Source organism: Roseibium aggregatum, from assembly GCF_014692675.1.
GTDB classification, from domain to species: domain Bacteria; phylum Pseudomonadota; class Alphaproteobacteria; order Rhizobiales; family Stappiaceae; genus Roseibium; species Roseibium aggregatum_C.
Map to the genome: position 1 here is coordinate 87,603 of NZ_JABFCZ010000019.1, position 12,901 is coordinate 100,503.

Sequence of the window (12,901 nt, forward strand, 5' to 3'; positions counted from 1 at the left end):
GAAGGCCGCCGGATTTGGAAGGGGGTATGACACGCGTAGGGCGCCGACTGCCGCACCTTTCCTGGCTTTTTAAAGCGCAAGCTGCTTGTAGAACACCGTGGTCGCGTCCAGTCCGCCCCGGGCGGCTTGGGCATAGCCCGGGATGACGCCGACGCGGCAGTACCCCGCCTTGGGATAGACGCCTTCGGCCGTATCGCCGGTCACCGTGTCGAGCACCAGAAGCGTCCGCCCGAGCGACAGTGCCAGAGCCTCAACCGCGGCCAGCAGCTGGCGCGACAGGCCCTGCCGTCTCGCCTCAGGATGCACCATCAGCTTGGCGACCTCGGCCCGATGGCGGCCGTTGTCCTGGGACGCCAGCTCCAGCATCACCGTCCCGACGATCCTGCCGTCGACGCGGGCGGCAAGAAGATGCCTCTCTCCGGCGCGCAGTCCCGGCAACCGGCTGCGCCAGAAGGTCTCCGCCTCTCTCTTTTCGAACGGCAGCACGAAACCGATTCCCGCGCCGCCCTGGACACAGGCCCACAGCACGTCGCCCAGCGCGGCAAGCTCCGCTTCGGCCTGATCCGCGGTCAGGTATTCAATCGGAGGAACGACTGAAAAGCCGGATTTGCTCATGGCGCGATCACACACAGAATATAGTGCGCGTCCTCCGGACCGGGCGCGCGGTAACTGTTGCCGCCTGTCAGCTTGAACCGCAGACAGTCACCGGTCTCCAGCACATGGGAAGTCCCGCCGAGCACCACCTCCAGACGGCCGGAACGGAGCAGAAGATGATGTTCCAGGCCTGGGATCGGCGTATCGGAATAGGTCACCTTACTGCCGGCAGGAAGCGTGCCCTCGATGACGGAGCCCTTGTAGCCGGCCCTTGCCGGGGAAACGCTTCGGCGACGGAAGCCGGACCCGGGATCGGTCCACTCCGGTTGATCGGCGCGGGAAACCAGATCCTCGCCCGGATCCTCCAGTCCTGAAAAGAAGGCGGCCATGGGCATCCGATACGCCGCCGCCAGCTGGCCGAGCACATGGGCGGTCGGGCTGGTTTCGCCGCGCTCGATGCGCGACAGGCTCGCCCGGCTGATACCGCTCTGCTCAGTAAGCTCTTCCAGCGACCAGCCACGCGCCTGCCGGAGACGGGTCAGCCGCGCCGCCAAGGAAGCATCGAGTGGAACCGGTTTTATATCGTCATTTCTCATATTCGGGAATTAATCCCGAATATGAGAATATTGCAAGCCTGATTATTTGGCTGTGAGACCGGCGTCAAACGCGGGAGAAGACCGCGCTGGCATTCACCCCACCAAAGCCGAAGCCGTTGGTAAGGATGTGATCGACCTTGCGGACGATCGCCTTGCCGGGGATCAGCTCGAACCGGGAGAGCGTCTCGTCGGGCGTCTCCAGGTTGCGCGACGGCGGCAGCAGACCGGAGGTCAGCGCCTTGACGCAGGTAATCGCCTCGACGCCGCCAGCGGCGCCGAGCAGATGACCGAACATGGACTTGCTGGAGGAAACGGCCAGATCCTTGGCCCGTCCGGCGAACAGGGTGGTCAGAGCGGTAATCTCGGCAGCATCGCCCACCGGCGTCGACGTGGAATGGGCATTGATGTAGCCGATGTCCTTCGGCTCCAGCCCGGCCATCTGCAGCGCCTTGCGCATGGCCCGCAGCTCGCCCTCTCCGTCCGGCGGCGAGGCCGTCACGTGATAGGCATCCGCCGACGTGCCGTAACCGGCGACCTCCGCCAGCGGCTCTGCACCACGAGCCCGGGCGTGTTCCTCGCTTTCCAGCACCAGAATGCCCGCACCTTCGCCCATGACGAAGCCGTCGCGGTCCTGATCGAAGGGGCGCGAGGCATGGGACGGATCGTCGTTGCGTTTGGTCGACATCGCCTTGGCCGCGGAAAAGCCGGCCATGGACACCGGGTCCAGGCAGGCCTCGGTTCCACCGGCCACCATCACCTCCGCCTCGCCGCTGCGGATCATGCGTACCGCATCGCCGATGGCCTGCAGGCTGGCGGCGCAGGCGGTGACCGGCGCGCCGAGCGGGCCTTTCAGACCATGACGGATGGACACCTGCCCGCTTGCCAGATTGGCGAGAAACGACGGCACCAGGAACGGCGACACCCGGCGCGGACCGCGTTCGGCAACCAGTCTGGCCGCCGCGGTCATCGCCGGAAACCCGCCGACACCTGTGGCAATGATCGTTCCGGTCGCTTCCTGGTCCTCCGCCTTTTTCGGAAACCAGCCCGCCTGGGCGAGCGCCTCGTCGGCGGCGGCAATGGCGTAGTGGATGAACCGGTCCATGCGCTTCTGCTCGCGCGGCTCCAGATATTTGTCGACATCGAACCCGTCCGGATCCTCTTCGTCCGTCGGAACTTCACCGGCAATCTTGCAGGCAAGGTCGGCCGTATCGAACCGGGTGATCTGCCGGATCCCGTTCGCCCCCTCGCAGACACGCCGCCAGAAAGCCTCAAGTCCCACCCCGAGCGGCGAAACCACACCCATTCCCGTCACAACGATCTTCTTCATAAGTCCTCCAGACTGTGTAAATACACACTTCAAATTGCCGTTTAACCACCGCGACAGCGCACGATCGACTGCCGCACCTAAACCTTCGACAGAACCTTCAATTGCCTGATGGTGTCGTGGAACGCGTCGGCACCCATTTCTTCCGCCAGATCGGCCTGCGCCTTGCGCCAGAACGGCAGGGCTTCCTCAACCAGAGCCTCGCCTCTGGCGGTCAGCTCATAGACCTTGCCGTTGCCCCGGTCGGCCTCGAGAACGCGGACCAGACCTTTCTTCTGCAAAAGCGCGATGTTGCGGATCAGCGTGGTCCGGTCCATGGACCCGAGTTCCGCCAGTTCGCCCGTCGTCTTGCCCTTTCCTTCCCGAATATGAGTCAGGGCGGAGAACTGAGCCGCCGTCATGCCCATCTTGCGGGCTTCCCTGTCATAACGCCTGCTGACCGCCCGCGCCGCGCGACGGACATTGGCCAGCATGCAAAGCGAAAAGTCGTCCTTGATCATGGCCTTCTTTATCTGTGCATATACACAGTCCAGTCAAGAGCCATGACGTCGACTGGCCCGCGCCCTACCTCCCGAACGGACGTGTAATTCCCCGGCCTGTCCGCTATAGTGGCATCCACATGGTATTTTTCACGATCTGCCCTTGCTCAACGCGACTGCGGAGGCCTTCATGACTGAGATGTCCCGGAATGCTCAGAACCTGAAACAGAAGATCGAACACAATTGGGGCTGGATCCTCGCCCTCGGCATCCTCCTGGTTCTCGGCGGCATCGTTCTGATCGCGGCCCCGCTTGCCTCCTCGATCGCGGTCACCCTGCTGATCGCGGCGGTCCTTGTCGTCGGCGGCGTATTCCAGATCATCCAGGCGTTCCGGACCCAGAACTGGTCCGGCTTTCTCTGGAGCCTGATCGTCGGCGTCATCGCTGTCATCGGCGGCATCGTGATCTACACGAATCCGCTGGCCGGAACCTTCGCCCTCACCCTCGTCATCGCGGCGGTCTTCATCGCCCAGGGCGTCAGCCAGTTGCTGCTGGCCTTCAAGATCAAGCCGCATACCGGCTGGGGATGGGTTGCCTTCGCCGGGGTCATCGCCATCCTCGCCGGCTTCATGATCTGGTCCGAACTGCCCTCGTCCGCCGCATGGGCGCTCGGGCTGATCGCCGGCATTTCGGTCATGCTCAACGGCTGGAGCTATATCGCGATCGCTCTGGCCGCCAAGGCGATGAAATCCTCCTGAGCGGAGGGCCGGGCCGGCCCATCAGCAGATTAATTAGAGACCGGAAAAACACCGTTTTCCGGTCGCCTGCCGGAACTGACGGTTGCCATCGCGAAGGGCTTTGTTAGCATTTGCACAAATCCTCCCTTTGCGGGGGTGGCTTTTGATTGCGTACATCGGTATACAACACCGCAAAGCTTGCCTCCCAAGGCCCGATTTCTCCTATCGCAAAGCACGAGGTCTCAGCAAACCATGGCGAAGATCAAGGTAGACAACCCGGTCGTCGAACTCGACGGTGACGAGATGACCCGGATCATGTGGCAGTTCATCAAGGACAAGCTGATCCACCCCTATCTCGATATCGATCTGAAATACTACGACCTCTCCATTCAGGAACGCGACCGTACGGACGACCAGATCACCGTCGACGCGGCGAACGCCATCAAGGAACACGGCGTCGGCGTGAAATGTGCGACGATCACGCCGGACGAGGCCCGGGTGGAGGAATTCGGCCTGAAGCGCATGTACCGCTCGCCCAACGGCACGATCCGCAACATTCTCGGCGGCGTCATCTTCCGCGAGCCGATCATCATGCGCAACGTGCCGCGCCTGGTGCCCGGCTGGACCCAGCCGATCATCGTCGGCCGCCACGCCTTCGGCGATCAGTACAAGGCCACCGATTTCCATTTCCCGGGCAAGGGCAAGCTGACCATCAAGTTCGTCGGCGACGACGGCACCGAAATCGAGCATGACGTGTTCGACGCGCCGTCCGCCGGTGTCGCCATGGCCATGTACAATCTGGACGAATCCATCCGCGATTTCGCCCACGCCTCCTTCAACTACGCGCTCCAGCGCAAGGTGCCCTGTTATCTCTCCACCAAGAACACCATCCTGAAAGTCTATGACGGCCGCTTCAAGGACCTGTTCCAGGAGATCTACGACGCGGAATTCAAGACGAAATTCGCCGAGGCCGGGATCTGGTACGAGCATCGCCTGATCGACGACATGGTCGCCTCCTCGCTCAAGTGGTCCGGCGGCTATGTCTGGGCCTGCAAGAACTATGACGGTGACGTCCAGTCCGATACGGTGGCCCAGGGCTTCGGCTCCCTCGGCCTGATGACATCCGTCCTGATGAGCCCGGACGGCAAGACCGTCGAGGCGGAAGCCGCCCACGGCACGGTGACCCGCCACTACCGCATGCACCAGAAGGGCGAGCAGACCTCGACCAACCCGATTGCGTCGATCTTCGCCTGGACCCGCGCGCTGGCCCACCGGGCCAAGCTCGACGGCAACGACAAGCTGGCACGGTTTGCCAAGACCCTGGAAACGGTCTGCATCGACACGGTCGAAAGCGGCTACATGACCAAGGATCTGGCCCTGCTGGTCGGACCGGACCAGGGCTGGCTGACCACCAACGGCTTCCTCGACAAGATCGACGAGAACCTGCAACGGGTGATGGCTGCGTCGTAACACGCCTCTTCGGCGGATCCTCATCGCAATGCATCTGCAGGCGGAGACCCTGTCTCCGCCCGTCGGGCCGCCATGCCGCGCAATGGAAGCCGTAGGCGGTTGCGACATCTTGTCCACCGGCCCGGACCGGCCTTGAACGCGCCCCTAAAACTTGCCCTTAATACTCAAGTTAATCTTGACGACGGCCGGGCCCGGGCGTTACACGTTTGAGCCGGAGCCGCGATACCATCACAAGAAAGGGCTTCCGTCTTATGAGCCGGACACTTACCAGGACAGGCGCACTTGGCGCCGCCGCAGTCGCACTGGCATTTTCCCTCCCCGCCCATGCGATCGAATATCCGATCGGAGCGCCCCAGGAAGCCGGCGGCATGGAAGTGGGCGCGGTCTTTCTCCAGTCGGTCACGATGGAACCGGACGGCATGATGCTTGCCGCGGACCAGTCGGACATCCATCTGGAAGCCGACATTCATGCCCTGGCGGACAACAAGAACGGCTTCGCCGAGGGCGAATGGATGCCGTATCTCCAAGTCAAGTATACGCTCACCAAGGAAAAGACCGGAGAGACCCAATCCGGGATGCTGATGCCGATGGTTGCCAGCGACGGCCCGCACTACGGCGACAACGTCAAGCTCATGGGCGTCGGCAAGTACAAGCTGACCTTCGACATTGCGCCTCCGGGCGCAGAATTCGGCCGCCATGTGGACAAGGAAACCGGCGTCGCCGCATGGTTCGCCCCCTTCACCACGACCTATGAATTCATCTTCTCCGGCGTCGGCAAGAAAGGCGCCTACTAACCTCGACAGGATCATCCGGCCCGGCGCTTCCAAGGTTCCGGGCCTCACTTCGGCAGACACCTCATGTCAACCCAACGTTCTTTCCTGACCACCCTTTTTCTCGGCATCGCCCTGACCGTCTCCGCGTCCCTGGGCCCTGCCTTTGCCGAGGAGTTGAAAACCTACGACCTGGAACTGAAGGACGGCGTCGTCACGCCGAACCGGCTTGAAGTCGAAGCCGGCACGACCTTCAAGATAGTCATCCGCAACTCCGGCACCAAGCCCGCTGAATTCGAGAGTTTGCGCTTGCGCAAGGAGAAGGTGCTCGGACCCGGTGTAACCTCTTTCGTCGTCATCCGCCGGCTCTCTCCCGGCACCTATGAATTTTACGACGAATTCAGCATCGACAAGGACACCGCCCACGGCGTGATCGTCGCCAAATAGGGACCGCGCACGAGGCAGAGAACGACCGAATGACCACGCAAATCATCTTCATCGTCTGGCGGGAAAGCGTCGAAGCGCTTCTTGTGATCGGCATCCTGAATGCCTGGATCGGTCACGATCCCGCCTATGCGCCCGGTCGCCGTTATCTGTGGGGCGGCGTCCTTGCAGGCCTTGCCGCCGCCGTCGCGCTCGGCTTCGGCCTTCTGGAAGCCTCCGCCGTCCTGTCCGGGCCGGGGCTGGAATATTTCCAGACCGGTCTGGTCTTTCTCGCCGGCGTTCTGATCGTCCAGATGGTTTTCTGGATGCGCCGGCACGGACGCACCTTGAAACGCAACCTGGAACAGGGGCTCGGCGAAGCCGCCCGGGACGGGCGCTGGTGGACGATCTCCCTTCTGGCCCTGATCGCCGTTGCCCGCGAGGGCAGTGAAACCGTCGTCTTCCTTTATGGCATGTTCGCAGCCGGCCCGGCGATCGGCACATGGTCCGTCTTCGGCGGCCTGGCGGTCGGCATCGCCCTGGCGGCCCTGACCTACGGCATCCTGCAACTCGGCGGACGGGTGCTGTCCTGGCGTCTGTTCTTCAAGGTCACCGAGGTGCTTCTCCTGCTCCTGGCCTGCGGCCTGTTCACCACCGGTGTCGGCAACCTCGTTTCCCTCGGCCTCATCCCCTACATGGATCCGCTGTGGGATACGACATGGCTGCTCGACGATGCGAGCCGCTTCGGCGGTGTCATCGCCTCGCTCACCGGCTACCGCGCCCTCCCCGAGCCTGCGACCGTCGGCACGTGGATCGTTTATTGGAGCCTCGTCGCAATGGTCTTTCGCCGGCAGACACGCAGGTCCAATGCAATGGCGGTGCAGACATCGTGACCTTCATGCCCTCCCCCCATGCCTATGCCCTGGCAAAGCCGCCGCGGCACAAGCGGATGCTTGCCGCGGCCGGCGACTGGATGCGCCGCCACCAGCGGCTTATCCGGAACCTGCAATGGGGGGTGGTCGCCGTTTACGCGGTGCTGCTGATCGTTCCGAACCTGGTGCCGTTGCCGGACCGGACCGCCCATGTCTGGGACAACATCACCGTCTTCGCCCAGTTTGTATTCTGGGGCATCTGGTGGCCGGGCGTGCTCCTGTCCATGCTGATTTTCGGCCGGCTGTGGTGCGGTGTTCTCTGTCCGGAAGGCGCCCTGTCGGAATTCGCCAGCCGGCACGGCCGCCAGCGCGCCATTCCCCGCTGGGTCAGATGGCCCGGCTGGCCGTTCGCCGCGTTCCTGATGACCACCGTCTACGGTCAGCTGGTCAGCGTCTACCAGTATCCCGCGCCTGCCCTTTTGATCCTCGGCGGCTCGACCGTTGCGGCCATCGGCATCGGCTTCCTCTATGGCCGGGAAAAGCGCGTGTGGTGCCGTTATCTGTGCCCGGTCAACGGCGTCTTCGGGCTGTTGTCGAAACTCGCACCCGTGCACTACGCGGTCGACCGCAAGGCCTGGGATGCCTGTCCGCCGGAAAGTGCAGCACGCGAGGCCTTCAACTGCGCGCCCCTCGTCCCCGTCCGCACCATGCAGAGCTGTTCGGCCTGCCACATGTGCGGCCGCTGCAGCGACTTCCGTTCCGCCGTTCATCTGGAAGCCCGCGCGCCCAACAGGGAAATCGTCGAGGTTTCCGACAAGACGGCGACCGTCTGGGACAGCGCGCTCATCATCGTCGGCCTGCTCGGCGCGGCCACCGCGGCCTTCCAGTGGTCGTCGAGCCCCTGGTTCGTCACCCTCAAGCAGTTCTTCGCCGGCTGGCTGATCGAGCACGACACGATCTGGCCGCTGGAAACCTCCGCGCCCTGGTGGCTTTTGACCAATTACGCCGGCCACAACGACGTGATGACGGTGCTCGATGGCGCGGTTTGCCTGCTTTATATCGGCCTGATAACCGCCGCGATCACCATCGCCGTCAGTCTCCCACTGGCCCTGTCGGTCCGCCTCACCGGCCCCTGGCGCCCGAAAAGCTTCCATCACCTGAGCCACGCCCTGATCCCGCTCGCCGCCTGCGGCGTCATCCTCGGCCTGTCGGCGACCACCGTCACCCTTTTGAGGGCGGACGGTTTCGATCTGACCTGGCTGCCGCAGGCCCGCATTGTCGCGATTTCAGGCGCCTTCATGTGGTCGGTCTGGCTCGCTGGCCGTATCGCCTACAGGAAGAGCACCTCCTGGCCGCGCGCCGCGCTGGCAACCATGGCCTTCGCCCTTGCCACCCTCGCCCCGATCGCCGCCTGGGTGCTCATGTTCTGGATCTGGTAACCGGGCACCGCACCCATCCCCGGATCAGGGGTGGAACAGCGCAAAAAACACTCAGCGCTTGTCTTCGCCGCCCTTTTCCTTTTCCTGGAACAGTTCCGGTTCGGACTCGGCTTCCTCCTCGTCGGACGGATAGACATCCGCCATTTCCAGTTCTTCCTCCGCCAGATCGCCGAGAACGCGCCGACCTTCCCGCGCCCGTTCTTCCGCCTCCTGCAGGATCTTGTTCGCAAGCGGGGGGTTCCGGTCCATCAGCTGCTGCAGGGCAAAGGCTTCAAGCACCAGTAGCTCGCAATCGTGATAGGCGGTGACCGTCGTCTCCCTGAGCCGCTGGTGGATCAGGGCGAGTTCTCCGAAGAACTCGCCTTCCCCCAGATAGACCGATTGCGCTTCGAACTTGATCTCCACATCGCCGTCGGTGATGAAATACATCTTGTCGGCCACATCGCCTTTCTGGGCAATGACGACGCCCGCACGGACTTTCTGGGCCTTGAGGAGTTTCGTGACATCCGCAATCTCGGTCGCCTTGAGGTCTTCAAACAGCGGAACACGGGCCACCATCGACCAGCTGACAACGAAATCCCGGCTGTGGATCTCCCGGGCGAAGGCAGAGGCGATAATACCGACCGGCAATGCGATGAGGCCATAGCCCATCAGCATGACGGCGCCGCCGATGACCTTGCCGAGATCCGTGACCGGCACGACATCGCCGTAGCCGACGGTCGTCACCGTCGCCAGCGCCCACCACATCGCTTCCGGGATGCTGGTAAGCTTCTCCGGCTGAACATCATGTTCGACGATATAGAGCATCGTTGCGGCAAGCAGGACCACGCCGAAGATGATCACGGTCGACCCCATGAGCGCCTGCCGCTCGGACGCCACGGCGGAAAGCAGCGAGCGGAGAGCTGGAGAATAACGGGCGAGCTTAAGGAACCGCAGCAGGCGGAGAACAACAAACGTGGTAACGGCGGTGTTCGTTTCGAAGGGCACCATCAGCAGCGGCAGCACCGCGATCAGATCGATGATGGCGTCCAGATGGATGGCATAGCGCAGCCGTGCGAAGACCGGACCGTAGCGGCGCAAGGGCGGGTGCAGATCCGCAACATAGAGCCGGAGCACATATTCCACCAGGAAGATCAGGCCCGTAACGAGTTGCAGCAGCTTCAGGATCGTCCCGAAGGATTCCCGGATGTCGGGAACGGTCTCGATGACCGACAGGGCCACATTCATGATGATCAGGAACACCAGGAACTGCCGGACCGTACGTGCCGCCGTGCGCTCCTTTCCCGTATCCTCAAAGATATTGTAAAGCGTTTGTTTGAATTCTGCTCTTTTCACGCTTTTCGGTCTTTCTCGGCCTAATCATTATTGCGGCATTTCAAGTTTCTGCCCGCCGCAAAACAATTCTTGACCCGAGAATACCCTAGGGTTTGCAAAGTGACTCTTAATCAAAATGAAAAAGGCGGACCGCAAGGCCCGCCCTTTCTGTCATGGCTGCCCAGGGTCCTGGCCCTGGTGGTTCATAGCCCGGAGAGATAGGCCTCGATCGCGGCAATCGCGGCATCCGCCTTGGCGCCTTCCGGACCGCCGGCCTGGGCCATGTCCGGACGGCCGCCGCCGCCCCGGCCGCCGAGCGCTTCGGAGCCCAGCTTCACCAGGTCGACCGCGCTGACCTTGTCGGTCAGGTCCTTGGTGACACCGGTGACGATCGCCGCCTTGCCGTCGTCCGCGACGTTGATCAGCACCACCACACCGGAGCCGAGCTGAGCCTTGGCGTCATCGGCCAGGCCTTTCAGATCCTTCGGATTGATGCCTTCCACAACGCGCGCCATCAGCTTGAACGCACCAACGTCCTTGACCGCATTGCCGGCCTCGCCCGATCCGCCGCCACCCATGGCGAGCTTCTTCTTGGCGTCCGCCAGTTCCTTTTCAAGCCGCCTGCGGTCCTCCACCAGCTGGGCGACACGGGCGGTCACGTCGCCGGCGCCGACCTTCAAAAGGGCAGCCAGTTCGCGAACCCGCTTGTCCTGTTCGTCGAGATAGGCCCGGGCCTCGGCGCCGGTCAGCGCCTCGATCCGGCGCACGCCGGCGGCAACCGCGCTTTCCGACACGAGCGTGACCAAGCCGATGTCGCCGGTCCGGCTCACATGGGTCCCGCCGCACAGCTCGACCGAATAGGCCTTCCCGGCCTTGTCGCCGTGAAGGGCGGTTCCCATGGTGACCACGCGGACCTCTTCGCCGTATTTCTCGCCGAAAAGCGCCATGGCGCCGCTTTCGATCGCGTCGTCGACCGCCATCAGACGGGTTTCGACCGGCGCATTCTGCAGCACGATTTCGTTGGCATAGCCCTCGACAACGGCCAGTTCCTGGTCCGACATGGGCTTCGGGTGGGAGAAGTCGAAGCGCAGGCGTTCCGGAGAAACGAGCGATCCCTTCTGCGCCACATGGGTGCCGAGCACCTCGCGCAGGGCTTCATGCACCAGGTGGGTCGCCGAGTGGTTGGACCGGATCGCACCGCGGCGCGAATGGTCGACGGCAAGTTCAAGGGCAAGACCGACCGTCAGCTTGCCTTCTTCCACCGTCACCGCATGAACGAACAGCCCGTCGGCCTTCTTCTGGACGTCGGTCACCCGGACCCTGACCCCGGATGCGGTCATCAGACCGGCATCGCCGACCTGACCGCCGGATTCGCCGTAGAACGGGGTCTGGTTCAGGATCGCGAAGCCGGACTGGCCGGCGGAGATTTCCTGCGTCTCAGCGCCATCGGCAACAAGGCCGGTCACGACGCCTTCCGCCTTCTCGGTCTCGTAGCCGAGGAATTCGGTGGCGCCCAGCTTGTCCTTGAGCGCAAACCAGACCGTTTCCTCAGCCGCCTCGCCGGACCCGGACCAGGCCGCACGGGCCTCCGCCTTCTGCCGCTCCATGGCCGCGTCGAAGGCATCGGTGTCGACGGTAATGCCGCGGGCGCGCAGAGCGTCCTGGGTGAGGTCGAGCGGAAAGCCGTAGGTGTCATAAAGCTTGAACGCCGTTTCGCCGTCCAGCTCACCGCCTTCGCCGAGGTCGGTGGTCGCGCTGTCCAGCAGGCCGAGGCCGCGTTCCAGCGTCTTGCGGAACCGGGTTTCCTCCAGCCGCAGGGTTTCTGTGATCAGGGCTTCGGCGCGCACCAGTTCCGGATAGGCCCGGCCCATTTCCCGGATCAGGGCCGGCACCAGCTTCCACATCAGCGGTTCGCGCGCGCCGAGCAAATGGGCGTGGCGCATGCCCCGGCGCATGATCCGGCGCAGCACGTAGCCGCGGCCTTCGTTCGACGGCAGCACGCCGTCGGCGATCAGGAAGCTGGTGGAGCGCAGGTGGTCGGCAATGACCCGGTGGCTGTTGCTGGCCGCCCCCTCCGCCTCGACGCCGGTGGCGTTTTCCGATGCGGCGATCAGAGCACGGAACAGGTCGATATCGTAATTGTCGTGCACGCCCTGCAGAACGGCGGCAATGCGTTCGATGCCCATGCCGGTATCGATCGACGGCCGCGGCAGGTCATGACGTCCGTCCGCGGTCTGCTCGTACTGCATGAAGACGAGGTTCCAGATCTCGATGAACCGGTCGCCGTCTTCTTCCGGCGATCCCGGAGGGCCGCCCCAGATATGTTCGCCATGATCAAAGAAGATTTCCGAACACGGACCGCAGGGGCCCGTATCGCCCATGGTCCAGAAATTGTCCGACGTCGGGATCTTGATGATCTTGTCTTCCGGCAGGCCGGCAATCTTCTTCCACAGGTCGAAGGCCTGCTGGTCTTCCGAATAGACCGTCACCAGGAGCTTGTCTTTCGGCAGGCCGTATTCCTTGGTGATCAGGTTCCAGGCAAGTTCGATTGCCCGGTCCTTGAAATAGTCGCCGAAGGAGAAGTTCCCCAGCATTTCGAAGAAGGTATGGTGGCGCGCGGTATAGCCGACGTTGTCCAGGTCATTGTGCTTGCCGCCGGCGCGAACCACCTTCTGGGCGGTTGCCGCCCGCTGGTAGTCGCGCTTTTCCAGCCCGGTGAAGACGTTCTTGAACTGGTTCATGCCGGCATTGGCGAACATCAGGGTCGGGTCGTTACGCGGCACCAGCGGACCGGATTCGACGATCGTGTGATCGTTCTTCTCGAAATAGTCCAAAAACGCTGATCTGATTTCGTTTACGCCGGTCATTCGGTGTCTTGCCTCGA

General features: G+C 63.2%; 12 protein-coding genes. 6 read left to right on the plus strand and 6 right to left on the minus strand.

The features are described from left to right. Positions 1 to 69 precede the first annotated feature (69 nt). From HK439_RS17340 to HK439_RS17355, 4 genes are all read right to left on the minus strand, one after another. A complete protein-coding gene (locus HK439_RS17340) occupies positions 70 to 615 on the minus strand; it encodes a GNAT family N-acetyltransferase (RefSeq protein ID WP_190292775.1) in 546 nt (181 codons plus the stop codon). Continuing rightward, positions 612 to 1,190 carry a helix-turn-helix domain-containing protein gene (locus HK439_RS17345; protein ID WP_190292776.1) on the minus strand — a complete coding sequence of 193 codons (579 nt, stop codon included), beginning with the start codon at positions 1,188 to 1,190 and terminating at the stop codon, positions 612 to 614. Before HK439_RS17345 ends, HK439_RS17340 begins: the two co-directional genes overlap by 4 nt. A 64-nt stretch (positions 1,191 to 1,254) precedes the next feature. Continuing rightward, positions 1,255 to 2,517 (minus strand): beta-ketoacyl-ACP synthase II, encoded by a 1,263-nt coding sequence (fabF, locus tag HK439_RS17350; protein WP_190292777.1) that lies wholly within the window; start codon positions 2,515 to 2,517, stop codon positions 1,255 to 1,257. Between the two features lie 77 nt (positions 2,518 to 2,594). Continuing rightward, positions 2,595 to 3,014: a MarR family winged helix-turn-helix transcriptional regulator gene (locus HK439_RS17355; protein ID WP_190292778.1), complete on the minus strand. Its 420-nt coding sequence runs from the start codon at positions 3,012 to 3,014 to the stop codon at positions 2,595 to 2,597. A 169-nt stretch (positions 3,015 to 3,183) separates the two neighbouring features. Between HK439_RS17355 and HK439_RS17360 the strand changes: the two genes are divergently transcribed. The 6 genes from HK439_RS17360 (at position 3,184) to HK439_RS17385 (ending at position 8,703) form a co-directional block, all read left to right on the plus strand. Further along, a complete protein-coding gene (locus HK439_RS17360) occupies positions 3,184 to 3,750 on the plus strand; it encodes an HdeD family acid-resistance protein (protein WP_190292779.1) in 567 nt (188 codons plus the stop codon). 231 nt (positions 3,751 to 3,981) lie between these two features. After that, positions 3,982 to 5,199 (plus strand): NADP-dependent isocitrate dehydrogenase, encoded by a 1,218-nt coding sequence (locus HK439_RS17365; protein ID WP_190292780.1) that lies wholly within the window; start codon positions 3,982 to 3,984, stop codon positions 5,197 to 5,199. Positions 5,200 to 5,450: 251 nt separating this feature from the next. Beyond that, a complete protein-coding gene (locus HK439_RS17370; RefSeq protein ID WP_190292781.1) occupies positions 5,451 to 5,993 on the plus strand; it encodes an iron transporter in 543 nt (180 codons plus the stop codon). Between the two features lie 63 nt (positions 5,994 to 6,056). Continuing rightward, positions 6,057 to 6,416 (plus strand): cupredoxin domain-containing protein, encoded by a 360-nt coding sequence (locus tag HK439_RS17375; RefSeq protein ID WP_190292782.1) that lies wholly within the window; start codon positions 6,057 to 6,059, stop codon positions 6,414 to 6,416. Positions 6,417 to 6,445: 29 nt separating this feature from the next. Then, positions 6,446 to 7,285 (plus strand): FTR1 family iron permease, encoded by an 840-nt coding sequence (locus HK439_RS17380; RefSeq protein ID WP_190292783.1) that lies wholly within the window; start codon positions 6,446 to 6,448, stop codon positions 7,283 to 7,285. A gap of 5 nt (positions 7,286 to 7,290) precedes the next feature. Next, positions 7,291 to 8,703 carry a 4Fe-4S binding protein gene (locus HK439_RS17385; protein ID WP_209011906.1) on the plus strand — a complete coding sequence of 471 codons (1,413 nt, stop codon included), beginning with the start codon at positions 7,291 to 7,293 and terminating at the stop codon, positions 8,701 to 8,703. 51 nt (positions 8,704 to 8,754) lie between these two features. Here HK439_RS17385 and HK439_RS17390 read toward each other — a convergent pair whose 3' ends face one another. Together HK439_RS17390 and alaS are read right to left on the minus strand one after the other, a co-directional pair. Then, positions 8,755 to 10,038, minus strand: a complete 1,284-nt coding sequence (locus HK439_RS17390) for a cyclic nucleotide-gated ion channel (RefSeq protein WP_190292784.1) — start codon at positions 10,036 to 10,038, stop codon at positions 8,755 to 8,757. Positions 10,039 to 10,220: 182 nt separating this feature from the next. Continuing rightward, on the minus strand, positions 10,221 to 12,884 hold the full coding sequence (alaS, locus tag HK439_RS17395; RefSeq protein WP_190292785.1) for an alanine--tRNA ligase: 2,664 nt from the start codon (positions 12,882 to 12,884) through the stop codon (positions 10,221 to 10,223). Positions 12,885 to 12,901 lie beyond the last annotated feature (17 nt).

Bases quoted from the DNA above. Each gene is read 5' to 3' on its own strand.
- HK439_RS17355 (WP_190292778.1), bottom strand. From the start codon at position 3,014: ATGATCAAGGACGACTTTTCGCTTTGCATGCTGGCCAATGTCCGTCGC.
- HK439_RS17360 (WP_190292779.1), top strand. From the start codon at position 3,184: ATGACTGAGATGTCCCGGAATGCTCAGAACCTGAAACAGAAGATCGAA.
- HK439_RS17380 (WP_190292783.1), top strand. From the start codon at position 6,446: ATGACCACGCAAATCATCTTCATCGTCTGGCGGGAAAGCGTCGAAGCG.
- alaS (WP_190292785.1), bottom strand. From the start codon at position 12,884: ATGACCGGCGTAAACGAAATCAGATCAGCGTTTTTGGACTATTTCGAG.
- HK439_RS17370 (WP_190292781.1), top strand. From the start codon at position 5,451: ATGAGCCGGACACTTACCAGGACAGGCGCACTTGGCGCCGCCGCAGTC.
- HK439_RS17345 (WP_190292776.1), bottom strand. From the start codon at position 1,190: ATGAGAAATGACGATATAAAACCGGTTCCACTCGATGCTTCCTTGGCG.
- HK439_RS17375 (WP_190292782.1), top strand. From the start codon at position 6,057: ATGTCAACCCAACGTTCTTTCCTGACCACCCTTTTTCTCGGCATCGCC.
- HK439_RS17385 (WP_209011906.1), top strand. From the start codon at position 7,291: ATGCCCTCCCCCCATGCCTATGCCCTGGCAAAGCCGCCGCGGCACAAG.
- fabF (WP_190292777.1), bottom strand. From the start codon at position 2,517: ATGAAGAAGATCGTTGTGACGGGAATGGGTGTGGTTTCGCCGCTCGGG.
- HK439_RS17365 (WP_190292780.1), top strand. From the start codon at position 3,982: ATGGCGAAGATCAAGGTAGACAACCCGGTCGTCGAACTCGACGGTGAC.
- HK439_RS17340 (WP_190292775.1), bottom strand. From the start codon at position 615: ATGAGCAAATCCGGCTTTTCAGTCGTTCCTCCGATTGAATACCTGACC.